This window comes from Flavobacterium frigidum (genome assembly GCF_048286795.2).
This window is the reverse complement of record NZ_JBLVPT020000008.1, coordinates 48,845-72,938: the sequence shown is the minus strand read 5'-3', so window position 1 is coordinate 72,938 and position 24,094 is coordinate 48,845. Positions and strand designations below refer to the sequence as shown.

Sequence of the window (24,094 nt, the reverse complement as noted above, 5' to 3'; positions counted from 1 at the left end):
AAAAGTACTTTTGCACTAGAGCAGCTCGTGCTAAAATTTTACGAGAAAATCTATAGAAAATTGACCAAATGAAAAAACTTGGAGTTGTAATTACTGATGGAGTAGGGTTCCGGAATTTTATATTGAGCGATTTTTTGGCAGAAGCCGAGAAATTATTCGATGAGGTAGTCATACTCTCTTGTTTGCCAGACCACATCTATAGAGGCTTTGTTACGCAATCAAGAATTATTGAACTGGATGTTTTTGAAGAAAGGTTCAAAACATGGTTTTTTCGAAAAGCCAAAGAAATAGCGCATTTGCAATTGTATAAAAATAATAATTTTGGAATTCAAGATAGTTTAAGAGTCAACACTACCGCATCTAAATCACCGAGAGGTTATGCAACCCGTTTTATTTTTAAACTTACCGCCTTTCTGCATTCTGAAAAATGGATTCAACGCTTTAATTTTTGGCAACATAAATCATTTAAAAGTAATTCGATAACTACTCAATATAAAACAATTTTAGAAAACGAGAATTTTGATTTATTGTTTTTTACTCACCAGCGACCGCCTTATATTGCCCCTCTGGTTTTTCAGGCAGCGCAATTAAAAGTGAAGACCGCTACATTTATTTTTTCTTGGGATAATTTGGCTTCCAAAGGAAGAATGGCAGCCAATTTTGATTTTTATTTGGTTTGGAGTGAATTAATGAAAACCGAATTGCAACAGTTTTACACTTCAGTTGAAGGAGGAAATATTCAGGTGGTTGGAACGCCACAATTTGAACCTTATGTGTTAGAAAGGTACCAAGTAACTAAAGCCGAATTTGTAGAGAAGTTCAGTTTAGATGATACTTTGAAAACGATTTGTTTTAGTTGTGGGGATATTTCAACGAGTAAAAATGATGAATTGTATATTGAAACTATTGCAGATGCGATTATCGCCAAAAAAATTAGAAATATAAATTTTATTGTGCGAACATCACCGGCTGAAGATCCGATACGTTTTGCTGCCTATGTAGCACGATATCCTTTTATAAAATGGAATTATCCCCAATGGGATTTATCGCGTCAAGGACACCAAGAAGCTTGGTCACAACGCATACCGACTATTGAAGACATCAAAGATTTGAGAAGCTTACTGGAGTTTTCTGATTTGAATATCAATATGTTGTCTACAATGAGTTTGGATTTTATTCAATTTGATAAGCCAGTAATTAATACTGTTTTTGGCACTGCTACAAACGGATTGTACGATGACCAACGATTTTTAAACTACGCCCATATTGTCAATGTAGTGAACAGTAACGCTACTAAAATTGTAAAAACTCAAGACGAACTGGTCAATGCCATACAAGTATACCTAGAAAATCCATATTTAGATTCCGTAAATCGAAAAAAATTATTGCAGTTACAAGTGAGTAAACCAGTTTCAAACACAGGAAACCGAATTGCAGCAACACTATTAAAATGGGTGTAAATAAAAAAATAGCGATTCTATGCAATTATGAATTGCTCCCTGAACGAGTAGGTGGAATGGATTATTTTTTTTGGCAATTTGACGCTAAGTGTAAGCAGAATAATATAGAAGTACATTGGTTTTTTCCGAATCGATCTGAGCATGGAGAATATGGGAATCTGACAATTTTTGATAGTAATAATCAAAATGTGGAGTCTTTTTTTCTTGATTTTTGTTTTCAAAATAATCCAAGCTATACTCATGTGATTACTCATTTTGTAGAATTGTGTACGCCATTTTTTTATAAAATTAAAAGGTTTTCTAATGCAAAAGTTATTGCAGTTGATCATAATCCTAGACCTTTAAACGGCTATTCGGTAAAGAAGAAAATAGAAAAAAGATTAAAAGGAATACTCTTTTCAAGATATATTGATTTGTTTGTTGGCGTTTCTCAATATACGGTAAATGCATTAGTATATGATTTTGGTAATCACTTACAGCATAAGATAAAAACCATTTACAACGGCGTTATTATTGACGACATAAAAGTAAGACCTCAAAGGAATTATACAAACCCTACATTTTTAGTAACGTCACACTTAAGAGAGTCAAAAGGGATTCAAGATTTAATCGAGGCTGTTGCACGTTTACCTGTTGCTATAAAATCTAAATTGGTAATCGATATTTATGGTGACGGTCCTTATAAAGCTTTCCTTTTAAATAAAATACGGGACAAACAATTGGAGGTTAATTTTATTTTTAAAGGCAGTGTTTCGAACTTAAAAGAGCTTTATTGTCAGTATGATTATATGTTGCAGCCCACACACATGGAGTGTTTTAGCTTGTCTATTCTGGAGAGTTTAGCGGCAAATGTCCCTGTAATTACAACTAATGTTGGCGGTAACGAGGAAGTGATAACAAACAATAAAAATGGTTTTATTACTGCTGCAAAAGATATTTCGGCGCTACAACATGTAATTAAAAAAGTATATTTGGGCGATTTTAAAAGCACTCAAAATACCAGAGCATTAATTGAAACTCGTTTTTCATTAGATTCGATGGTGGATAATTATTTGAAATTAATTTAGCACAGCCCTACAATACGATATTATGTTCTTCAACTCCCTTTCTTTTGCTCTTTTTTTGCCACTTGTATTTGTATTATATTGGTTCGTTTTCAATAAAAATAAAAGCACTCAAAATGCTATTTTAATACTTGCGAGTTATTACTTCTACTCTTGCTGGGACTGGCGTTTCTTATTCTTGCTGGTTTTTTCCACTTTTTTAGATTACTATACTGGAATCCAAATTGAGAAAGCTAAATCTGAAAATAGCAGGAAATTTTGGTTTTGGTTGAGTATTAGTATGAACCTTGGTTTTTTGGGGATTTTTAAATATTACAACTTTTTTGCAGATTCTTTTTCTCAACTTTTGAATGGTTTTGGACTGCAAACGAGTCCGCTACTATTAAATGTTGTTCTCCCTGTTGGTATTTCTTTCTATACTTTTCATGGTCTATCTTATGTAATTGACATCTATTTAAAAAGAATAAGGGCCGAATATAACTTTGTCGATTATTCGTTGTTTGTTAGTTATTTCCCTTTGCTAGTAGCAGGTCCTATAGAACGAGCGACCCACTTGCTGCCTCAGGTAAAAGTAAAACGCAGTTTTAATTATCAAAAAGCAAAAGAAGGAATCTACCAATTTATTTGGGGTTTATTAAAAAAAGTAGTCATTGCTGATACATGCGCTACCTATGCCAATGCTATTTTTGATCATTATGAATCTATGAATTCGCTTTCGTTGCTTTTGGGAGCCGTGTATTTTGCTTTCCAGATTTATGGCGATTTTTCAGGGTACTCAGATATGGCATTGGGAATGTCAAAGCTTTTTGGGATTGATTTGTTGCGAAATTTTAATTATCCATACTTCTCTAGAGATATTGCTGAATTCTGGCGCAAATGGCATATTTCATTGTCGTCCTGGTTTCGGGATTATGTGTACATTCCTTTGGGCGGTAGCAGTGGAGGCATTGGCATGAAAATAAGGAACACGTTTATCATTTTTTTGGTAAGTGGTTTTTGGCATGGAGCCAATTGGACCTTTATCGCTTGGGGCTTTATCAATGCACTTTATTTTTTGCCATTGTTACTTTTGAATACAAACCGATCCAACATGGAAACCGTTTCATTGCAGTGGGATTTTAGTTCGGTTCGAGTGTTTTTAAACATTTTAAGCACATTTGCACTGACCTGTTTAGCATGGATATTTTTTAGAGCTAAATCAATTGGAGATGCTTTTGATTACATTAAACGAATGTTTTTAGATCTTAGCTTTGATTCGCAATATCTGGAGAACGAACGTTATAATTATGAATTGCTATTGCTGATTTTGGCTTTTGTACTGGTGGAGTGGAACAGCAGAACCCAAATTGAACCTATTTCAGGAAAGTATTCGTGGCTGAAATTAACATTATGTCTGGCGGCAATTGTAGCATTAGGAACCTATTCTGATTATAAAGAATTTATATATTTCCAGTTTTAATGAAAAATTTTTTATTATTCTCTTTAAAAATAGTAGTCTTAACTGTAGTAACTACTTTTGTTTTAGACTTTTTATATACCACTGTGTATTTGCAATCTTCCTCGAGAGGAAAAATTGAACACGTATACAACTCCACTGCAAAGAATTATGATGTTGTTATTCTTGGCTCATCCCGTGCGAACAATCATTTCGTAGCACCTATGTTTGAAAAAAACGGTTTGAAAACTTTTAATTACGGAATGAGCGGAGGTCATTTATTCGAAGCATCTTTAATTTTGAAATTAATGATTGAGAGAAAATATAAAATTCAAAACGTGATTATTGAAACAGATCTCAATTTGTCTAATGAAAAAAGAGCAGAAGGAATTGCTTCTAAGTTTTTACCTTACATTCATAACTCGAGTGTAGTAGAGAAACATTTTAGTCAGGAAAAGGATTTTTCAAAGTTGTTTTATATTCCTTTTTACCGGTACATTGTTTTCGATGCTCAAATTGGTTTTCGAGAAATGTTTTTCAATTTTATACATAAAAAAACCTCACATCTTCAAAATTTGGGATATTATCCTTTGGTAAACAAAAAAGGGAATATGAAAAATGATATTAGCGCTTTAAAGCCAATACGAAATAAATATTACGAAGAAATAAAGAAAATTTGTAAAGCAAATAACATCAATTTAATTGCTGTTATGACGCCAATGTGCGCCAATACAAAGGGGTTGGATTATTTTGAAAAAGTAAATAAAATCTATCCTGAAATCCATAATTATGAAAACGCAGTAGAAGGCGACCAGTATTTCTCTTCTTGTGGGCACATGAATGATGCGGGAGCAAGATTGTTTACGATGAGAATTATTAAGGATTTTTTAAAAAAAAAATAACCATATACTACTTTAAAAAAAATACGAAGCATCACTTCAAGTTTATTACGCCTGAAACCAAAAATCGTTACTCAAAAATCAAAAAATTGGATGAAAATAGCTTTTCTAACGCCTGAATATCCACATGCTTTTACTGGCAGTTCTGGCGGACTGGGAACGAGTATCAAAAATTTAGCAGTCGGACTATTGGCATCTGGTTGTACTGTTCGCGTTTTGGTATATGGTCAAAAGGAAGACAGTATTTTTGATGATGCCGGTATTTGCATTCAACAGATAAAAAATGTAAAACTTAAAGGGTTATCGTGGTACCTTACCAGAAAAAAACTCCAGCGGATCATTGATAGCCTATACCAAAAAAAGGAAATCGATTTGGTTGAAGCTCCCGATTGGACCGGAATCACCTCGTTTATACGTCCAAAAAAATGTCCTATTGTACTGAAATTGAACGGATCAGATGCTTATTTTTGTCATTTAGACCAGCGTCCCGTAAAATGGATTAATAAATTTCATGAAAAGCGAGCGCTTAATACTGCTGACGCTTTGCTCTCTGTAAGTCAGTTTACTGCTGATACCACCAATACGGTGTTTCATTTAGATAAAAATTTTTCTATTATTCCAAATTGTATTGATACTAATCTCTTTAGTAATGATGTTGATAGTATTAGTAATGATAATTCTATCTTGTACTTTGGGAGTTTAATTCGAAAAAAAGGATTGTTGGAGTTGCCATTGATTTTTAATGAAGTCATTCGAAAAAGTCCAGATACCAAATTGATTTTAGTGGGTAAAGATGTCCGAGATATTGAATCGGGGAATGTGTCGACTTGGAAAATGATGCAGCAATTATTTACACCTGAGGCAATTGCTAATGTTACTTATTTAAGAGTTGTTCCTTACCAAGAAATAAAAAGACACATTATAGAAACAACGGTATGTGTGTTTCCAACATTTGCAGAAGCTTTACCTGTTTCCTGGATCGAAGCAATGGCGATGGAAAAAGCAATTGTCGCTTCCAATATTGGCTGGGCTAGTGAAGTAATTGATGATGGGGTCAATGGATATTTGGTTCATCCAACGCAGCATAAAGCGTATGCTAATCGCATTGTAACTTTGCTTGAAAGTCCTGATTTGCGAAATCAATTTGGTTTATCAGCCCGTAAAAGTGTTATTGAAAAATTCAGTACAACAACAGTGGCGCAACAAAGTGTATCATTTTACCAAACTGTGGTCACCACTAAATTAAATCAGTAGCAGCAATATTGCTTGTGTCTATGCTGACTAGCATCTAAAAATAACAGTTTATGAAAGTCGATTTAAAGCAGTACCAAACAAAATCAGGAGAGATACTGTTGTACTGTGGAGCTCCTGATTTTGAAAAATTAGAATTTTTAGTACTCGAATCGGGAGATATTTGGCATAGTAGTTTTGAACAAGGTTACAAAAATGCGTTCTCAGAATTGGTATATCAAACGGCAGTTTTTTTCTGGTATTTAAATGATTTTGATGGTTTAGACCAATGTGTGAGCTGGAGAATTAATCCAAACGCATTTGTAATTCGGAAATCAGTTTGGGATATCTTAAATGGATTTGATGAAGAGTATCAAAATAAGCAACTAATGGCGCTCGATTTTGGGTATAATGCCTTGCGAAATGGAGGCGCAATTCCGTTATATGTTAAAGGTTTGTTTGTGCTATCAACTCATGAAAAAATTAAAATTAGTGCCAGAGACCGGTATGTTTTTTTTAGAAAAAATTTTAAAATAGAACATTCTTTTTACATGTTGTACCGTCAAGGTTTTTGGAGAATAGAAGAATGGAAAGGTTTTTTGTATGTGATAAAAAATTTTCAAAAAAGACCGATAGGTCCGAGAATAGCTCCAAGAAAATTGAATGCAATTCAAGGTAAACCAACTGTTAGTTATATTATTCCAACCATGATGCGGCAGGATTTTACAGTGAATTTATTGAATGATTTGAAGAACCAATCCTATCTGCCAACGCAAGTAATTGTTGTAGACGCAACACCAATCGACCAACTTAATTTCAGTTTGTACAATCCTGATAACTATCCTTTTGATGTGCAGTTTCAGCATCAAAATACGCAGGGAAGTTGTCGCGCCCGTAATGAAGCAATAGCTTTGTGTAAAGGGGATTATATTGTTTTTGGGGACGACGATATTCGTATTCCGCCAGATTTTATAGAGAATCATATTCGTTTATTGCAAACCTATAATGCCGGTGCTTGCAATGGCTTGGATATCCGAGCCGATAATCAGACTCAAGATTTGGAAGATTTACAAAAAAATGTATTGGATTATGAATCCAAAAGATGGATAGTTGGCGCAACACAAATGTTTAGTAATGCTAATTCCTGTGTAAAAAGAATGTTTGTCAATCAATTAGTAGGAAACGATATTAATTTTGACGGAGGATACGGAGAGGATAGTGATTTTGGGATGTCCTTATCGCAAATTGGAGTTGTAGTCTTGCATAATCCTTTTTCTGTAAACTTGCACCTCAAACCAGCAACAGGCGGTTATCGTTTTTGGGGAAACCAAGCAAAGATTAGTGGAAAACTAAGAAAAAAACAACCTTGGGAACTGGATGTGCCTGTAAGCGGAATAAGGCCCGTTCCTAGCCCAACCGTTTTGTATGGTATTCTTAAACATTACAGCGCAAAACAAGTTTTAGAATACAAAAAAAAGCATTTTTTTCTGTATCTTTTCAAAGGTTCGAAAATCAGATTTTTATGGCGTCTCATCCGAATACCTTATAAAAATAGGCAATTTGCCAAATCCCTATTTTATGCTAGAAAATTGTTAATACTAGGAAAAAGAACTAAGTAATGATAAATTTCTCTTTAATTGTATGCACGTACATGCGCCCACAGCCCTTGCTTAACTTATTGCAATCGGTTGCGAAACAGACGTGTTATCCCAATCAAATTTTAATTATAGATGGTTCAACAGACGAAACGACTCAAAAAGTAATTGCAGAAAGCACTTTTGTGAATTTGCAGTACTATAACGTACCGCCGGAAACACGCGGACTCACCAAACAAAGGAACTATGGTATCGCCAGAGTAAATGTTGATGCTGAGGTAATTTGTTTTCTAGACGACGATACCGTTTTAGAACGGGATTATTTTGAACAATTATTAAAAACATACGAAATCCATCCCGAAGCTTTGGGTGCAGGTGGTTATATTATTAATGAGTCTAAAACCGAATTTGTAGGTGTAGATTATCAGCCAAAAGTAACGGAATATTATTTTGATGGATGGACAAGAAACGATGGAAGCCGTTTTATTTTAAGAAAGAAATTGGGATTAGATAGTGATTGTCCGCCTGGCTATTCCTCATTATATTCACATGGTAGAAGTGTGGGTTTCCTGCCTCCAAGCGGTAAAATTTATGAAGTAGAGCTGTTGATGGGAGGAGTTTCTTCGTATCGAAAAGAGGTATTCGAAAAACAACAATTTTCAAATTATTTTGAAGGGTATGGCTTGTATGAAGATGCTGATTTTGCTTTACGGATAGCAAAAATGGGAAAACTATATTTGAATACAGCAGCGCAACTGTACCATTATCATGATGTTGAGGGAAGACCCAATCAATACCAATACGGGAAAATGGTAGTGCGAAATGGCTGGTATGTTTGGCGAGTGAAAAATCCAGATCCAAAATGGAGAGACTGGTTCAAGTGGCATGCCATTACTGTATTGTTAACGGCTATTAGATTTACAAATGCATTTACAACTGCCACAAAAAAGCAAGCTTTTACTGAGGCTTTGGGGCGCACTGTAGGTTGGTGGAGTTTGTGGTTCAATAAACCAATACTAAAATCGTAATGAAGTTTGTACTCTTCACAAATGTTCCGCATCATCAAGTTGACAACCTGTACTTTGCGTATTCGCCTTATGTTAGCGAAATGAATATTTGGGCAAAACATGTAGATGAATTTGTAGTTGTTGCTCCTTTAGTAAGTAAAGAGCTATCGGTTATTGATGCTTCCTATAGCCATCAAAACATGCAGTTTATTTCGGTTCCAAGTTTTGATTTGTTAACTGTTAACGCTATTCTGCGTACTTTTTTTAAACTTCCTATTTTGTTTTGGACCCTATACAAAGCCATGCGAGTTGCAGATCACATTCATTTGCGTTGCCCTGGTAATGTTGGGTTATTGGGTTGCTTGGTTCAAATTCTTTTTCCTAAAAAGCCTAAGTCCGCTAAATATGCTGGAAATTGGGATCCTAAATCTAAAACGCCTTGGTCGTATCAATTGCAACATTGGATTTTAAGCAATACTTTCTTAACCAGAAATATGAAAGTTTTAGTATACGGAGTTTGGGATGGTCAGTCTCAAAATATATATCCTTTTTTTACGGTGAGCTATTCTGAGATTGTCAAAGTGCGATTAGTTCCAAAAAAATTACAAACACCGATTGATTTTGCGTTTGTTGGAGTTTTAGTCAAAGGAAAGAATCCTTTATACGCCATTAAAATGATAGAGGATTTACATCGCAAAGGCCATCAGGTGCGCTTGTGTATTTATGGAGAAGGTATTGAACGAACACTACTCGAAAATTATATCGAAACAATGCAGCTAGACTCAGTAGTTTTTTTAAAAGGAAATCAAAGTACAGAAATAATTCAAAGAGCGTATCAAGAAAGTCATTTTGTGATTTTGCCATCCGCTAGCGAAGGCTGGCCCAAAGCTATTGCAGAAGGTATGTTTTGGGGTTGTGTTCCTCTTGCCACCCAAGTTTCTTGTATTCCTTTTATGCTAGACTTTGGAAATCGGGGGTTACTACTGACCATGGATTTAGCCAATGATTGTTTACAAATAGAAAAAATCATAAAAAATCAACTTCTTTATGACAACATGCAACATCAAGCGGCGACTTGGTCCCAAAAATATACTACAGAGCTTTTTGAATCAGAAATACTAAAGATTTTAAAATAATGCGCGTTCTTCAAATTATAGATTCACTTGAGGCTGCAGGTGCTGAGCGAATGGCAGTAAATTATGCTAATGCGTTGTCTAATGAAATTGATTTTTCGGGACTGGTGGCTACTCGAAAGGAAGGTAATTTGCGAAATCAGATCAACACTAATGTTCCGTATTTGTTTCTAAATAAAAGGAGTACGTTGGATAGTATTGCGTTACTCCAATTACGAAAATTCATTTTAAAAAATAATATTGAAATTATTCACGCACACGGCACCTCGTTTTTCTTTGCGTTTTTGTTAAAGTTAGTTTTGCCATCTATAAAATTGGTTTGGCATGATCATTTAGGGATACGAGAAAAGCAGAGTCAGATGCAAAATCTTTCGCTTATATTGTCTTCATTTACGTTTTCTGCTATTTTCGTCGTAAACCCAAAAATGAAAGAATGGGCTACCAGTAATTTATTTGCTAAAAAGGTATTTTTTATTCCCAATTTTGTTGAGGTTTCAAATGTGAATCTGGAGTCAACTATTTTGAAAGGACAGGTGGGAAAACGAATTGTATGTATTGCAAATTTAAAAAATCCTAAAAATCATATGGCGTTACTTTGTGCCTTTCATCAATTACAATTGTGCGATTTGGGATGGAGTTTGCATTTTGTAGGCAAGGATTTTCAGGATGATTATTCAACTGCTTTGAAAGAGTATGTTAACAATTTTGATTTGAATACTAGTGTTTTTATCTATGATGCTCAAGATGACATTCAGCATATTTTATCTCAAGCAACCATTGGAATACTTGCATCAACAGCTGAAGGATTTCCATTAGTTTTACTCGAATATGGATTAGCGCAACTGGCAGTTTTATCTACTAATGTCGGCTATTGTTCGAGTCTTATTAAGCCAAATTTTAGTGGTTTGCTTTTCAATCCGAATGATATTCAAGAACTTCAAAATCAATTAAAAATATTGATAAGTAATTCGGATTTTCGAAATCATATTGCTGTAAATTTGAGGCTTGAAGTGATCGAGAACTATTCGAGAGAAAAGATTATTCAAGCAGTAGTACAAAAGTATGCGGCAATTCTAGTGTAAAAAATGAAAAAAGAAGACCAATCCTATCTCTATTTAATTTTGTTCCATGTCCTTATTGGAGCATTGGCTTTCTATGTACCCTTGACTTCAAAAATATTTGGATATGGCATTTTTATTTTTGGGGCATACTACATTATTAAAAAACAAAATAGAAATAATGAAGCACTAATTGCAGCGGCTTATGTTGTAGGGAGTGAAGTTTTTTTGAGAATGACCGATGGCAATCCTTTGTATGAGATTTCTAAGTATGGGGTTATTGTTTATATTTTTATAGGAATGTATTATAATGGTTTTGCGAAAGGGGCTGCCCCCTATTGGATTTTTCTTCTGTTATTAATTCCAAGTGTAATTATTTCAACTTTTACTTTAAATTTTGATACGAATATTAGAAAGGCGATCGCATTTAATATTTCAGGTCCAGTTTGTTTGGGTTTAGCATCTTTGTACACTTTTAGACGTAAGATGACATTAGAAGAGATTAATACGGTTTTGTTAAGTATGGGATTGCCCATTGTTTCTTGTATGGTTTATTTAACGTTGTACACTCCTAATATTCGCGATGTGATCACCAGTACGCAGTCTAATTTTGAGACTTCAGGTGGTTACGGGCCCAACCAAGTGGCTACTATTTTAGGATTGGGAATGTTTATTTTTTTTTCTAGAATCATCTTAGATTCAAAAACAAAATTCCAAACCATTCTTAACCTTATACTAGTTTTAAATATCACGTATCGGGGGATGGTTACGTTTTCTAGAGGAGGTATGATTACGGGTTTTTTGATGATTATTTTGTTGTTGGCTTTTTTATATTTTAAATCTAATTTTAGTGGCAGGGTCAAACTCAACTACATTATTGTTTTTATGATAATCGGGATAATAGCTACTTGGACCTATACGTCTTATCAAACGGGCGGACTTATTGACAAACGATACGCCAATCAAGATGCCGTAGGAAGGGCTAAAGAGAGTCAATTTACAGGAAGGGAAGATGTTGCTCAAAACGAGATTGTCAGCTTCTTGAAAAACCCAATTTTTGGGGTAGGAGTGGGCAAAGGAGCCGAAATTAGAGAGGACGAAACAGGAGTTAAAGTCTTGTCTCATGATGAAATTACGCGCATGCTGGCCGAACACGGAACGCTTGGAATCTTAGGATTATTGATTTTATTTTTCACCCCTTTAGTATTGTACTTAGAGAACAAGTTTAATATGTTTTTGTTGTGTTTTGTTGCTTTTTGGTTTTTGACTATTAATCATGCCGCCATGCGAACCGCAGCGCCTGCTTTTGTTTATTCCTTATCACTATTAAATATCCAGTTGGGATTTCCTCGCAAAAAGGGAGACGATTGATAGTGGTACACACAAATTTTATCATAAATCTTTAACTTTTTAATGCTTCTTTTGTAAAACTACTTTTCAAGTTTGGACTTCAAAATTGACAGATAATAAACAAAATTGCCAATTATTTAAAAAATTGTTAAAAACAGTAACATTTCTTAAATTTATTTAAAATCAAAAGCGTTAAATTGCAATTGTAAAGCTATATAAACTATGTTTTTAGATCACAAAATACATTTTGAAATATCAGAGCGAAAGATGATCCTTCGAGTTTTCGATGTGTTTTTTGTTTTTGTTTTTTTAATTTTAATTGGAAATTATTTTGATGTAGATTATTTAGTTCGAGTTACAAATACTTGGTATTGGATGTTATTTCTTGGTGTCTACCTTAATTTTTTTGGTACTATTTTCGAAATGTATAATCTTCAAGTTGCCAGCAATCACTTTCAAGTATTCAGGAGTTTAATCCTTACCGCATCGACAACTGTTTTCGTGTACTTATTAACACCGATTTATTCTCCCGAACTTCCTTCGAAAAGAATTCAGATTGTTTTATTTTATCTGGTTGTTTTTTTTGCTCTATTGATGTGGCGCATGTTTTATGTTTCGTTTTTAGCTACTAATCGTTTTTTTCAAAATGCAGTTTTAATTTGTGATACCGAGCAGGTTCAAGAATTGATTGCAGGATTAGAGAATATTGACCCAAATTATAAAATAATAGCATTCGTTAATTCCGATACGGCTGAAGATGCCACAACAGATTATCCCTATTGTAAAAATATAAAAAGAGATTCTTTATTTTCTTTTGTGAAACAAAACAACATATCCGAAGTGGTGATTGCATCCCAAAAAACGGAAGGAATGACTCCTGATTTATATCAGCAATTACTTCGTTTATTAGAATCAAGCATCATCATTAGAGAATATACTCAGGTATATGAAAGTAAAACACAACGCATTCCGGTACAGCATATGTCTCGGGATTTTTATTGTTTCTTTCCTTTTAGCCGAAGCAACCAAAACAAACTCTACCTCATGAGTGTTCGGATTTTTGAAGTTTTACTTTCATTGCTAGGTGCAAGCATTGGCATTATAGTAACTCCATTTGTAGTTATGGGAAATACAATAGGAAATCGCGGGAAGTTGTTTTATACCCAAGAGCGTGTGGGTAAAGATGGCGTTGTTTTTGAAATTTTGAAATTTAGGACTATGGTTAGCAATGCCGAAACGAATGGTGCTGTTTTTACAACTACAAATGATGAGCGAGTGACGGTATTTGGAAAATTTTTAAGAAAAACTCGAATTGATGAATTTCCTCAATTCATAAATATTTTAAAAGGCGATATGGCAGTGATTGGTCCCCGACCTGAGCGTCCTTTTTTTGTTAAAGAAATTGCTAAAATTATGCCTTTTTATGAAACACGGCATATTATAAAACCAGGTCTCACAGGATGGGCGCAAGTGAATTATTCGTATGGTGCCACTATAGATGAGAGTTTGATAAAATTACAATACGACTTGTATTATATAAAACACCGAAGTATTTTTCTGGATTTAAGCATTGCTTTCAAAACAATTACTACTGTTTTATTTTACAGAGGACAGTAATTCAAATTCTTAAATTATTATTTCAAATTCTGATAGTGCCTTTGCTTTTTGTAATAAAAATAGGTGTTACTCAATTGCATAAGATTTTAGTGCAATTTTAAATGATAATTGGAATGCGTTTTTTATTTTGAATTGCTATTCTCACTAAAATAAATCCGTTGCATACTACTAAAGGTAATACTATCAGAAAATGTGATTTGTTGATCAGTACAAAAATGTAAATAATTAAAAAGAACACATTTACCACCGCCAGATTGTAAATACCTTTTTTGTTTTTGGTCCAATAAAAATAAAGCAACCCTAATAATGTAGGATTAAAAAGCAATATATTGTAATTGTATCCTAGTTCTAAATGTGACGAATACAGACCAATCCACGTAAAAAAGATTCCTAATGATCCCATTACGCTGAGGTAAAATAGATTGATGGGTTTCTTGTTTAATAACACAATAAACGCAAGGAAGAGAATATAGGTGTAGTGATTATTCCACCACGAAATCGGTGTTTCTTTTTTGAATTCAATCAAAGTTTTATTTTCTGAGGCTAGTAAATGACCTTCATAAGAAACTTTTTGTAAGTTTTTAAGCAGTTCAAAGGGTAGGAAAATTTTGGTTCCCATTTCATCTACTTTTGTGCCAAAAATAATGCTGGTTCCTAGTTTTTCATAAAAATGACCATCAAAATAGGGAAATAAAATGGTTCTGTAGGTACGATCAGTATCTGAATTTTTGACAATAGCGGATGTGTTTAGTGTTTTATTGATAATATCAACAACCATCGAAGTGCAGTTTTTGTCTATAAATTTATAGGTGTAATGACTATCGCCCGATGCTAACGAGGTATTCAGGTTATCAAATAATTTTTGTTTCATGGCGAGTGAAATATTAAGTTCCTGCTCATAAACCGATCGTTGTTCGTATCCATATTGATTAATAAATTCCAGATAGGAATGTGCAACTGCAAAATATTGCAAATCACCTTTCACGAATTTCATAACAAAATTTGGAGTACTAAAATCAAAAGCACCATAATTGTATACCACATCAACACCTAGAACCGCATCACTTACGCGAATAGCTGTATGTCCAAAAAGAGAGTAGGATTCATTTCCTGTTCCACAAGTAATAATGCTGACTTTTGCGGCATTTGATAAGGAAATGGTTTGTCCAAAACTATAACTAGCTGTAAAAATCAAAAGAAAAAGTAGTACTGTTTTTTTGAAAGAAGGTAGGTTCATTTTTTTAAATGTTTGAATTTTAAATTAATTTCGGAACATGCCTAAGTCCACCTTAATAGAAAATATATTAGAATACAACGCTGTACTTTGATTGCCTAGATCAGTAAGTGCATAATCAATTTGAATGCCTTTGTATTTGAATCCCAGTCCAATATTAGGTTGAAAACCTACTTTTTCAGAATTGTCAAGTTGTTGTACATTTTGAAAATTACCTACACCAGCACGAACGAAAACCAAATCAGTATAGCCAAATTCTAATCCTAAAGCTGGATCTACACTTACAAAATTAGTAGCGATAAGGTCGTTGGTTTTAGCAAACCGCATGTTCATATTGGCAGCAGCCAGAATGCTATAGTCGTATCGAATAATGAATTTTTTAGCGATTCCCAATTGTGCTTTTGGGGCTGTAATTTCAGTACTCTCTGGTAATTCTTGATTCTCTCCAGGTATGGCATTTGCGATTTTCTTATATTCGTCTTCGTCTATATTCCAAACGTTATAGGTTGTCGTTATATCGCGGAGCATTAATCCAAATTGCCAATTATTTTTTTCGAATTGTACTCCTACATCAAAACCAAAACCCCAGGAGTTGGCAAATTTACCTATAATTCTTCGGATCACTTTCGCGTTTACACCATATTGAAATCCAGGAACAGGCAGTTTGCGTGCGTACGAAAAAGTAAAGCCATAGTCAGCCGTTGAAAAAAGACTGATGCGATTGTAATCAATATTGCCTTGACTGTCGATTAATTCTGTTGTATTTAAAATATCGTCAACACCAAAACGAATTAAGGAAATTCCCCAAGCACTTCTATCATCAATAGGGCTAGCATAAGCCAAATAATCGTATTGGGCTATATTGGCAAAATAATTAGCATGCATGGCGGCCACTTGTTGGTCCTCAAGATTGATTAATCCCGATGGATTCCAATACCCAGAATTCACGTCGCTAGTCGCAGCCACCATCGTGTTAGACATGCCTAATGCTTTGGCATCCACGCCGATATTCATAAACTCATTCGAGTATTTACGTACGGTTTGGCTATAATGAAGTGTACTGACCAATACCGCGGCTATTAGGAAGCTTGTTTTCAATGGGGTCTTTTTTACAATCGATAGGACTGTTTAATTTTTATCAAAAATATAATTTTTTAGCGAGCTTATTTCTCCTTTTCAACAAATAAATTTAAGAATGAATGAGCTGCAATAGAATATTGTTAGTACATCTTTTGTCTCTTTAGAAATTCAGAAGTTTCTAAATTCTGGTGCTGTTAATAATAATGCCCGGAGAGTTTCTTTCAAATCTTCCTTACAAAACGTATTTTCGATCCACATATTATACTAAATTTGCCAACTGTGGTTTACCAAATAGTATACATATGACAATCAAAAAACACATACCCAACACGATTACTTTACTCAACCTTTTCTGCGGTTGCATTGCTCTTATTTTTGCATTTAACCAAGATTTTGAAATTGCATTTTATTTTGTTTGCTTGGGTATTTTCTTAGATTTTTTTGATGGCTTTTTTGCACGGTTGTTCCACGTTTCGAGTCCGCTTGGTTTACAGTTGGATTCTTTGGCAGATATGGTTACCAGTGGTGTGGTGCCAGGCTTAGTAATGTTTCAAATGATGATTGATCATTCGTCTACTGCAGTGGTCGCCCATATGCAATGGTTTCCTTATTTGGGTTTTTTAATTACATTGGGTTCTTGTTACCGCTTAGCGAATTTTAATATCGATACCCGTCAAACCGACTCTTTTATAGGTTTGCCAACGCCAGCAAATACCTTGTTTATTTTAAGTTTGCCTTTGGTGTTGAAGTATACTGATTCTCTAATTCTCATCGAACTATTGACAAATCCTTGGTTTTTATTAGTGATATCTGTTTTGAGTGTTTATATGTTGAATGCTGAAATTCCGTTATTTTCTTTGAAGATCAAGAAATTTAGTTTTAAAGAAAATGCACTTCAAATTGTCTTTTTAACTTTATCCCTCTTACTATTGATATTCTTGCGCTATTTAGGAATTCCGTTAGTGATTATTTTTTATGTCGTGTTGTCTGTAGTGAATAATAAAGTGCTTAAAAAGTAGTTTTTTTTGGATGAAAAGAAAAACGATCATAAGAAAAACTACGGTAGTTCGTAAACCTAAAAAGAAAGGAACTGTTTTATCCGGAAAGCTTTTACGTTACTGTATTGTTGCCGTTTTTTTAATGCTTTTTGCTGTCACAGTTTATCATTACAGGGGTGGTTTAGCGTACTATTTTAGTTTTAAATCAGATAAAGTACTGCGGGAAGAAAGCGAGGCTAAACGTATTTCTGATGTTCGAAACTATCAGGTTTTGGAAAAACATGAGGGAAAAAGTATCGGCTTGGATGTATCCGAATACCAAGGAAGGATTCGTTGGAGTTATGTTGACACTTTAGAAAAAAAATACCCATTGCATTTTGTGTTTATTCGGGCTACTGTTGGAAAAGACAGGAAAGATCTTCAGTTTAATAGAAATTGGCTTGGCGCCAAAGAAAACAAAATGATTCGAGGTGCCTATCATTACTATCGTCCCAATGAAAATTCACTCGAACAAGCGGCACTTTTTATTAAAACAGTACAACTCCAAAAAGGTGATTTGCCTCCCGTTTTAGATATTGAAAAATTGCCTAAAAACCAGTCGATTGAAAATCTTAAATTAGGATTGAAAAGATGGTTAAATGCTGTAGAAGCGCATTATGGTGTAAAACCTATCATTTATACTGGTGAACGGTATTACGATGATTTTTTGAAAGAAGAGTTCAGCGATTATCTTTTTTGGATAGCCAATTATAATTTTTACAGAGAAGAAATAGCCGAAGATTGGTTGTTTTGGCAATTTACCGAAAAGGCTTCCATTCCTGGAATTAAAGGGAATGTCGATGTCAATATTTACAATGGAGATTTGCAACAGTTGCGGTTTATTACTGTGGAGTAGTTTTTTAGTTGCCTTTCAATAATTTATCTACTTCGATTTTTAATTTTGGCAAGTGATTAGTGAGTATAGCCCAAATAGTTTCATCAGATATGTTATCATAAGCATGAATAACCTAGTTTCTCAATCCAACGATTGCGGTTGCATCAGTAATTTTTGAAGTGTAAGAACTGTCGGTCTTTAATATTCTATTTATGGCTTCTCCAATGATTTCAAGATTCCGTTCTACGGCTCTTTTTCTCATCAAGTTTTTTCTATATTCAAAAAAATCCATCTTTTCATCATTAAAATAACTATTTATCTCATCAATAGATACTTTGACATCATAGAGCCATTTTAGGATTTTTTTATCCATAAATCAATTCTTTATTTTCTTCAATTGAACTGATTAAGTAAGGGTTTTTTAAAGTTTGTTCTTCCACTAAATCAATTTCTCTGTGTAGTAAACTTTTAAGTTTGTTTTTAAGGTCGATGTAGTTTATGAAGTATAGTTTTAAATCAAAAGATTTAAATTTTACTAAAAAATCAATGTCACTTTTTTCATTAAAAGAAGAATTCGTTGCAGAACCAAAAAGATATAACTTTTCTACATTATGTGTTTCACATAAATTTTTAATTGTTTCTTTATTTTGGTTAATTATATTCATCTTTCAAAGGTATAGTTTTTTTAGATGTGTGTTTTTTGAAATGATTATTTTCTAATTAGGATATAGCAAGTACAAAAAAATTATTTCGAGCTTTCCTAAAATTCCAATTTCTTTTTTCTCAATTCAAAATTTTGCCCTAAATACACGCGGCGTACCATTTCATCTTCTACTAATTCTTCGGGAATACCAGCTTTAAGAATTCCGCCTTCAAACATCAAGTAGGTTTTGTCAGTAATAGCCAAGGTTTCCTGAACATTGTGATCCGTAATAAGAATTCCGATATTTTTATTTTTCAATTGGGCTACAATTCTTTGAATATCTTCAACAGCTACAGGATCGACACCCGCAAAAGGTTCATCCAATAATATGAATTTTGGATCAGTAGCCAAACAACGTGCAATTTCGGTACGACGGCGTTCGCCTCCAGATAGTAAATCCCCACGGTTGGTGCGAATGTGTTCTAAACTGAATTCTTCAATTAGACTTTCCATTTTTGCAACTTGTTCTGCTTTGGAAAGTTTGGTCAATTGCAGTACGCTTAATATGTTGTCTTCGATGCTTAATTTTCTAAAAACAGAAGCTTCCTGCGCTAAATAACCAATTCCCTGTTGTGCTCTCTTGTACATTGGGTAATCAGTGATGTTCAAATCGTCCAGAAATATATTCCCTGAATTTGGTTTAACCAATCCTACAATCATATAAAATGAAGTTGTTTTTCCGGCACCGTTAGGACCAAGAAGTCCCACGATTTCGCCTTGATTCACTTCTACCGAAATGCCTTTTACTACACTTCTTCCTTTGTAAGTTTTGATTAAATTTTCGGCTCTTAATTTCATTTTTTTTAGTTTGATCGTTTAAACGGGTTAACTATTTATTCGTTTAATTTTTTAATCGTATAAATAAACGAATAAACAATTAAACGATTTAACTTCTTAACAATTTATTTGGTAGTTGCTTCTTCTAATGCTTCCCAAAATTCATATGCTCTTCGTAAATGTGGCACTACGATTGTTCCTCCCACAAGAGTTGCAATTCCCATAGCTTCCATCATTTCTTCTTTGGTAACCCCTTCCTTGTGGCTGGTTTCCAAATGGTATTTTACGCAGTCATCGCATCTTAAAACTGCCGAAGCTACTAATCCCAAAAGTTCTTTTGTTTTTACATCTAGTGCTCCCGCAGCATAGGCATTGGTGTCTAGATTAAAAATGCGTTTTACAATTTTATTATTGTCTGCCAATAATTTTTCGTTCATTTTAGAACGGTACTCGTTGAATTCTTCTATGATATCAGCCATTTACTTTTTTTTGATTTTTTACTACTATTTTTGAAATGAAGATGCTAGCTTCGTATATTAACAACATCGGAATGGTTACAATAATTTGACTCACAACGTCTGGAGGAGTTACAATTGCTGCTACAATTAAAATTATAATAACTGCATATTTCCAGTATTTTCGTAAGAATTCCGGCGTTACTAATCCTAGTTTAGTTAGGAAATAGATAATTATGGGTAATTCAAAAAATAATCCGCAAGCGATTACACTTGTTTTTACCATTCCGATGTACGAGTCGATACTAAACTGATTTTTAACAACCGTACTAACGGTGAACGTAGCAAAAAAGTTAACAGACATGGGTACAATGACATAATAACCAAAAAGTACGCCCAAAAAGAACAGTAATGATGATGAGATGATAAAAAGTCTTGCGTGTTTTTTCTCTTTTTCATACAAGGCAGGACTGATGAATTTCCATACTTCCCATAGGATGAATGGAAAACCTAGAATAAATCCGGCAGTAATACAAGTCCAAATCAACACGTTAATTTGGCCCTCCATATTGGTGTTTTGGATGATGAAAGGCATGTCTGTCACACAAATACTCTCTGCGAAACCCAATTGATTAGACAGGTCGCAAAAAAACCGATAGGTAACGAAATTAGCATTAGTTGGACCAAAAATGATCACGTCAAAGATGTAATCACTCACAAAAAAAGTAACGGTTGCAAGGATTAAAATTGCAATAGTACTTCGAACCAACAACCATCTTAATTCTTCAAGATGATCTAAAAACGACATTTCATTTAAGTTTTTTTTTGCCATTATAGTATTCCTTCTTTTAAAATATCATGTAAATGTAACACTCCTTGGTACACACCTTCATCGACCACAACTAATTGTGTGATTGAAAAATCTTCCAAGATATTCAATGCATCTACGACCATAGCGGTAGATGGAATTAATTTTGGATTTTTGGTCATAATGTCTTTTGCAGTCAAATCGCTAAATGAATCTCTGTCGTTCAACATGCGTCTTATGTCTCCATCTGTGATAATTCCTACTACTCTTTCTGCATCGACCACTGCTGTAACACCCAAGCGTTTTTCAGATATTTCGAAAATAACCTTTTTAATTGACGCATCAGGTGAAACCATAGGTTTTAGAGTATGTTCTAATAAATCTTTTACGCGCAACAATAATTTTTTGCCTAATGCGCCACCAGGATGGTAAACAGCAAAATCTTCCGGCTTAAAATCACGCATTTCCATTAAGCAAACGGCAAGTGCATCGCCCATAACTAATTGCGCAGTTGTGCTGTTTGTTGGCGCTAAATTATTAGGACAAGCTTCAGAATCTACTGTGGTGTTCAAAACAAAATCGGCACCTTTTGCCAGAAAAGAACCTGTGTTTCCTGTTATGGCTATTACTGTATTTCCAAATCGTTTTAAAAGTGGTACCAGAACTTTAATTTCTGGACTGTTCCCGCTTTTAGAGATACAAATGATACTATCGCCATTTTGAATCATCCCTAAATCCCCGTGTATTGCCTCTGAGGCATGAAGAAATAGTGATGGAGTTCCAGTGGAGTTAAATGTTGCGACCATTTTTTGAGCAATAATAGCACTTTTTCCTATTCCTGTTACAATTAATCGTCCTTTAGAATTGTAGATATTTTGTGTTGCTTTAATAAAGTTTTCATCAAGAAAATCAGTTAGTTTGGCAATAGATTCGCTTTCCGATAAAATAGTTTTTTTGGCGCTAGCCAATATATTTTCTTTAGATATCAAAACAGAATAATTAAAATTTGTGTGTGTAAAAGAAATTTGTACCTTTAGGTATCGCAAATTTAAACAAAATACCACATAATAAAGAATGAATTCAAACGAAATTGACATACATAAAGAATTAAAGAAATATTTTGGCTTTAGCCAATTTAAGGGGCTGCAGGAACAAGTCATAAAATGTATCTTAAACCAAGAGAATACCTTTGTGATCATGCCTACAGGAGGAGGAAAATCACTGTGTTATCAATTGCCTGCTTTGATTCAAGAAGGTACTGCTATAGTAGTTTCGCCTCTAATTGCTTTAATGAAAAATCAAGTGGATGCCATTCGAAGTTTATCCTCAGAAAACGGGGTGGCTCATGTATTAAATTCATCTCTTAACAAAACTGAAATTACACAAGTAAAAAAAGACATTACTTCTGGATTGACAAAGTTGCTTTATGTGGCTCCTGAATCCTTGACAAAGGAGGAGAATATTAACTTTCTAAAAAATGTAACTATTTCTTTTGTAGCTATAGACGAAGCGCATTGTATTTCTGAATGGGGCCATGATTTTAGACCGGAATATCGAAATCTAAAGCATATCATTAAGCAATTAGGTGATGTTCCTATTATTGGTCTTACCGCTACAGCTACACCCAAAGTACAAGAAGATATTCTCAAAAACTTAGACATGTCTGATGCGACTACTTTTAAAGCATCCTTTAACAGACCAAATTTATATTACGAAGTACGCACCAAAACAAAAAATATAGAATCGGATATTATTCGTTTTATCAAACAACATAAAGGAAAATCAGGAATTATTTATTGCTTGAGCCGCAAAAAAGTAGAAGCTATCGCTGAAGTGCTTCAAGTAAACGGAATTAGTGCCGTGCCGTATCATGCTGGATTAGATGCCAAAACTCGCGCCAGACATCAAGATATGTTCCTGATGGAAGATGTGGATGTTGTAGTTGCCACCATTGCTTTTGGGATGGGAATTGACAAACCAGATGTGCGTTTTGTCATTCACCATGACATCCCTAAATCACTGGAGAGTTATTACCAGGAAACGGGTCGCGCAGGTCGTGACGGTGGCGAAGGGCATTGTTTAGCGTATTACTCGTATAAAGATGTAGAAAAATTAGAAAAATTCATGTCGGGCAAACCTATAGCAGAACAAGAGATTGGATTTGCTTTATTGCAGGAGGTTGTGGCTTACGCCGAAACATCAATGTCTAGAAGGAGGTTCTTGTTGCATTATTTCGGAGAGGAATTTGACGAAGTGACAGGAGATGGTGCTGATATGGATGACAATGTTCGCAACCCAAAAACAAAAGTAGAAGCTTGCGATCAAGTGGTGAAATTACTAGAAGTAGTTCGCGATACCAAACATTTATACAAATCGAAAGAAGTTGTTTTTACGCTTATTGGACGAGTCAATGCGGTCATAAAGGCACATCGAACAGATACGCAATCGTTTTTTGGTTGCGGTTCTGAGTTTGATGAAAAATATTGGATGGCTTTACTGAGGCAGGTTCTTGTAGCTGGATTTTTATCCAAAGACATTGAGACGTATGGTATTGTAAAAATTACTGAAAAGGGATTGGATTTTATCAAGAATAAGGAATCCTTTATGATGTCTGAAGATCATGAATACAACGAGTCAGAAGATGAAGCCATTGTCACTGCCGCCAAAGCTGGTGGTACCGCCGATGAAGTATTAATGGGTATGTTGCGTGATTTGCGTAAAAAAGTAGCTAAAAAATTAGGCGTACCTCCATTTGTGGTATTTCAAGATCCTTCGCTTGAAGATATGGCTTTGAAATATCCTATTTCACAAGAGGAATTAATAAACGCCCATGGAGTAGGAGAGGGTAAAGCTAAAAAATATGGTGCAGCGTTCTTAGAATTAATAAGTCGTTATGTCGCTGATAATGATATTATTCGCCCAGAAGATTTGGTAGTAAAGTCAACTGGAGTCAACTCAGTCAATAAGCTATATATTATTCAAAACATCGACAGAAAATTATCGCTTGATGATATCGCTTCCGCTAAAGGGTTGAAGATGGATGATTTGATAAAAGAAATGGAACAAATAGTGTATTCAGGAACCAAACTGAATATTAAATATTGGATTGATGATATGCTTGACGATGAGCAACAGGAAGAAATTCATGACTATTTCATGGAATCGGAATCGGATAATATAGAAAATGCACTCAGAGAATTTGATGGAGATTATGATATTGATGAACTGCGATTGATGCGCATCAAATTCATAAGTGAAGTAGCAAATTAACAGGCTCTCACTTTAAAAAAGGCATTAGAATACTATTAAAATTCTCT

At 34.3% G+C, this 24,094-nt stretch carries 21 protein-coding genes and 1 pseudogene; 14 read left to right on the top strand and 8 right to left on the bottom strand.

Features of this window, described 5'->3' with window-relative positions:
- Positions 1-68 precede the first annotated feature (68 nt).
- The 11 genes from ACNQGB_RS09910 to ACNQGB_RS09860 all read left to right on the top strand — a co-directional run bounded on the left by ACNQGB_RS09910 (position 69) and on the right by ACNQGB_RS09860 (position 13,848).
- The gene (locus ACNQGB_RS09910; protein ID WP_417946557.1) at positions 69-1,460 is read left to right on the top strand and encodes a hypothetical protein; all 1,392 of its coding nucleotides are present in this window, start codon (positions 69-71) and stop codon (positions 1,458-1,460) included.
- Positions 1,451-2,527, top strand: coding sequence for a glycosyltransferase family 4 protein (locus tag ACNQGB_RS09905; protein ID WP_417946558.1), 1,077 nt, complete (start codon positions 1,451-1,453; stop codon positions 2,525-2,527). Before ACNQGB_RS09910 ends, ACNQGB_RS09905 begins: the two co-directional genes overlap by 10 nt.
- A 22-nt stretch (positions 2,528-2,549) precedes the next feature.
- On the top strand, positions 2,550-3,983 hold the full coding sequence (locus tag ACNQGB_RS09900; RefSeq protein WP_417946560.1) for an MBOAT family O-acyltransferase: 1,434 nt from the start codon (positions 2,550-2,552) through the stop codon (positions 3,981-3,983).
- Positions 3,983-4,861, top strand: coding sequence for a hypothetical protein (locus ACNQGB_RS09895; protein ID WP_417946561.1), 879 nt, complete (start codon positions 3,983-3,985; stop codon positions 4,859-4,861). The genes ACNQGB_RS09900 and ACNQGB_RS09895 overlap by 1 nt, the downstream gene beginning before the upstream one ends.
- Positions 4,862-4,951: 90 nt before the next feature.
- Positions 4,952-6,112 carry a glycosyltransferase family 4 protein gene (locus ACNQGB_RS09890; protein WP_417946562.1) on the top strand — a complete coding sequence of 387 codons (1,161 nt, stop codon included), beginning with the start codon at positions 4,952-4,954 and terminating at the stop codon, positions 6,110-6,112.
- 50 nt (positions 6,113-6,162) lie between these two features.
- Positions 6,163-7,707 (top strand): glycosyltransferase family 2 protein, encoded by a 1,545-nt coding sequence (locus tag ACNQGB_RS09885; protein WP_417946563.1) that lies wholly within the window; start codon positions 6,163-6,165, stop codon positions 7,705-7,707.
- 2 nt (positions 7,708-7,709) lie between these two features.
- Positions 7,710-8,711, top strand: coding sequence for a glycosyltransferase family 2 protein (locus ACNQGB_RS09880; RefSeq protein ID WP_417946580.1), 1,002 nt, complete (start codon positions 7,710-7,712; stop codon positions 8,709-8,711).
- Complete coding sequence (locus tag ACNQGB_RS09875; protein WP_417946564.1) at positions 8,711-9,826, top strand: glycosyltransferase; 1,116 nt, start codon at positions 8,711-8,713, stop codon at positions 9,824-9,826. Before ACNQGB_RS09880 ends, ACNQGB_RS09875 begins: the two co-directional genes overlap by 1 nt.
- Positions 9,826-10,905: a glycosyltransferase gene (locus ACNQGB_RS09870; protein WP_417946565.1), complete on the top strand. Its 1,080-nt coding sequence runs from the start codon at positions 9,826-9,828 to the stop codon at positions 10,903-10,905. Before ACNQGB_RS09875 ends, ACNQGB_RS09870 begins: the two co-directional genes overlap by 1 nt.
- A gap of 3 nt (positions 10,906-10,908) precedes the next feature.
- Positions 10,909-12,252 (top strand): O-antigen ligase family protein, encoded by a 1,344-nt coding sequence (locus tag ACNQGB_RS09865; RefSeq protein WP_417946566.1) that lies wholly within the window; start codon positions 10,909-10,911, stop codon positions 12,250-12,252.
- Positions 12,253-12,453: 201 nt separating this feature from the next.
- Positions 12,454-13,848, top strand: a complete 1,395-nt coding sequence (locus ACNQGB_RS09860) for an exopolysaccharide biosynthesis polyprenyl glycosylphosphotransferase (RefSeq protein WP_417946568.1) — start codon at positions 12,454-12,456, stop codon at positions 13,846-13,848.
- A 97-nt stretch (positions 13,849-13,945) separates the two neighbouring features.
- Here the strand turns inward: ACNQGB_RS09860 and ACNQGB_RS09855 are convergent, their stop codons facing one another.
- Positions 13,946-15,085 carry a lipoprotein N-acyltransferase Lnb domain-containing protein gene (locus tag ACNQGB_RS09855; protein WP_417946569.1) on the bottom strand — a complete coding sequence of 380 codons (1,140 nt, stop codon included), beginning with the start codon at positions 15,083-15,085 and terminating at the stop codon, positions 13,946-13,948.
- Positions 15,086-15,109: 24 nt separating this feature from the next.
- The gene (locus tag ACNQGB_RS09850; protein ID WP_472777105.1) at positions 15,110-16,180 is read right to left on the bottom strand and encodes a putative type IX sorting system protein PorV2; all 1,071 of its coding nucleotides are present in this window, start codon (positions 16,178-16,180) and stop codon (positions 15,110-15,112) included.
- Between the two features lie 284 nt (positions 16,181-16,464).
- Between ACNQGB_RS09850 and ACNQGB_RS09845 the strand changes: the two genes are divergently transcribed.
- Together ACNQGB_RS09845 and ACNQGB_RS09840 are read left to right on the top strand one after the other, a co-directional pair.
- Positions 16,465-17,181 carry a CDP-alcohol phosphatidyltransferase family protein gene (locus ACNQGB_RS09845; protein ID WP_417946570.1) on the top strand — a complete coding sequence of 239 codons (717 nt, stop codon included), beginning with the start codon at positions 16,465-16,467 and terminating at the stop codon, positions 17,179-17,181.
- A gap of 10 nt (positions 17,182-17,191) precedes the next feature.
- Positions 17,192-18,055, top strand: coding sequence for a glycoside hydrolase family 25 protein (locus ACNQGB_RS09840; protein WP_417946572.1), 864 nt, complete (start codon positions 17,192-17,194; stop codon positions 18,053-18,055).
- Positions 18,056-18,059: 4 nt separating this feature from the next.
- Here the strand turns inward: ACNQGB_RS09840 and ACNQGB_RS09835 are convergent.
- The 6 genes and pseudogenes from ACNQGB_RS09835 to ACNQGB_RS09810 form a co-directional block, all read right to left on the bottom strand.
- A pseudogene (locus ACNQGB_RS09835) lies at positions 18,060-18,407 on the bottom strand (HepT-like ribonuclease domain-containing protein).
- Complete coding sequence (locus tag ACNQGB_RS09830) at positions 18,400-18,699, bottom strand: nucleotidyltransferase family protein (protein ID WP_309755252.1); 300 nt, start codon at positions 18,697-18,699, stop codon at positions 18,400-18,402. The pseudogene ACNQGB_RS09835 and the gene ACNQGB_RS09830 overlap by 8 nt, the downstream one beginning before the upstream one ends.
- Before the next feature lie 95 nt (positions 18,700-18,794).
- On the bottom strand, positions 18,795-19,535 hold the full coding sequence (lptB, locus tag ACNQGB_RS09825) for an LPS export ABC transporter ATP-binding protein (RefSeq protein ID WP_417946574.1): 741 nt from the start codon (positions 19,533-19,535) through the stop codon (positions 18,795-18,797).
- A gap of 104 nt (positions 19,536-19,639) precedes the next feature.
- A complete protein-coding gene (locus ACNQGB_RS09820) occupies positions 19,640-19,993 on the bottom strand; it encodes a carboxymuconolactone decarboxylase family protein (protein WP_417946575.1) in 354 nt (117 codons plus the stop codon).
- Positions 19,986-20,801 carry a twin-arginine translocase subunit TatC gene (gene tatC, locus ACNQGB_RS09815; protein ID WP_417946576.1) on the bottom strand — a complete coding sequence of 272 codons (816 nt, stop codon included), beginning with the start codon at positions 20,799-20,801 and terminating at the stop codon, positions 19,986-19,988. Before tatC ends, ACNQGB_RS09820 begins: the two co-directional genes overlap by 8 nt.
- Positions 20,801-21,766, bottom strand: coding sequence for a KpsF/GutQ family sugar-phosphate isomerase (locus ACNQGB_RS09810; RefSeq protein WP_417946578.1), 966 nt, complete (start codon positions 21,764-21,766; stop codon positions 20,801-20,803). Before ACNQGB_RS09810 ends, tatC begins: the two co-directional genes overlap by 1 nt.
- 85 nt (positions 21,767-21,851) lie before the next feature.
- Here ACNQGB_RS09810 and recQ point away from each other — a divergent pair, with 85 nt between their 5' ends.
- Positions 21,852-24,047, top strand: coding sequence for a DNA helicase RecQ (gene recQ, locus ACNQGB_RS09805; protein WP_472777104.1), 2,196 nt, complete (start codon positions 21,852-21,854; stop codon positions 24,045-24,047).
- Positions 24,048-24,094 lie beyond the last annotated feature (47 nt).

Coding starts and splice junctions, on each gene's coding strand:
- ACNQGB_RS09895 (WP_417946561.1), top strand. CDS start 3,983: ATGAAAAATTTTTTATTATTCTCTTTAAAAATAGTAGTCTTAACTGTA.
- ACNQGB_RS09830 (WP_309755252.1), bottom strand. CDS start 18,699: ATGAATATAATTAACCAAAATAAAGAAACAATTAAAAATTTATGTGAA.
- ACNQGB_RS09900 (WP_417946560.1), top strand. CDS start 2,550: ATGTTCTTCAACTCCCTTTCTTTTGCTCTTTTTTTGCCACTTGTATTT.
- ACNQGB_RS09855 (WP_417946569.1), bottom strand. CDS start 15,085: ATGAACCTACCTTCTTTCAAAAAAACAGTACTACTTTTTCTTTTGATT.
- ACNQGB_RS09910 (WP_417946557.1), top strand. CDS start 69: ATGAAAAAACTTGGAGTTGTAATTACTGATGGAGTAGGGTTCCGGAAT.
- tatC (WP_417946576.1), bottom strand. CDS start 20,801: ATGGCAAAAAAAAACTTAAATGAAATGTCGTTTTTAGATCATCTTGAA.
- ACNQGB_RS09865 (WP_417946566.1), top strand. CDS start 10,909: ATGAAAAAAGAAGACCAATCCTATCTCTATTTAATTTTGTTCCATGTC.
- ACNQGB_RS09845 (WP_417946570.1), top strand. CDS start 16,465: ATGACAATCAAAAAACACATACCCAACACGATTACTTTACTCAACCTT.
- ACNQGB_RS09860 (WP_417946568.1), top strand. CDS start 12,454: ATGTTTTTAGATCACAAAATACATTTTGAAATATCAGAGCGAAAGATG.
- ACNQGB_RS09885 (WP_417946563.1), top strand. CDS start 6,163: ATGAAAGTCGATTTAAAGCAGTACCAAACAAAATCAGGAGAGATACTG.
- ACNQGB_RS09820 (WP_417946575.1), bottom strand. CDS start 19,993: ATGGCTGATATCATAGAAGAATTCAACGAGTACCGTTCTAAAATGAAC.
- ACNQGB_RS09890 (WP_417946562.1), top strand. CDS start 4,952: ATGAAAATAGCTTTTCTAACGCCTGAATATCCACATGCTTTTACTGGC.
- recQ (WP_472777104.1), top strand. CDS start 21,852: ATGAATTCAAACGAAATTGACATACATAAAGAATTAAAGAAATATTTT.
- ACNQGB_RS09875 (WP_417946564.1), top strand. CDS start 8,711: ATGAAGTTTGTACTCTTCACAAATGTTCCGCATCATCAAGTTGACAAC.
- ACNQGB_RS09905 (WP_417946558.1), top strand. CDS start 1,451: ATGGGTGTAAATAAAAAAATAGCGATTCTATGCAATTATGAATTGCTC.
- ACNQGB_RS09840 (WP_417946572.1), top strand. CDS start 17,192: ATGAAAAGAAAAACGATCATAAGAAAAACTACGGTAGTTCGTAAACCT.
- ACNQGB_RS09870 (WP_417946565.1), top strand. CDS start 9,826: ATGCGCGTTCTTCAAATTATAGATTCACTTGAGGCTGCAGGTGCTGAG.
- lptB (WP_417946574.1), bottom strand. CDS start 19,535: ATGAAATTAAGAGCCGAAAATTTAATCAAAACTTACAAAGGAAGAAGT.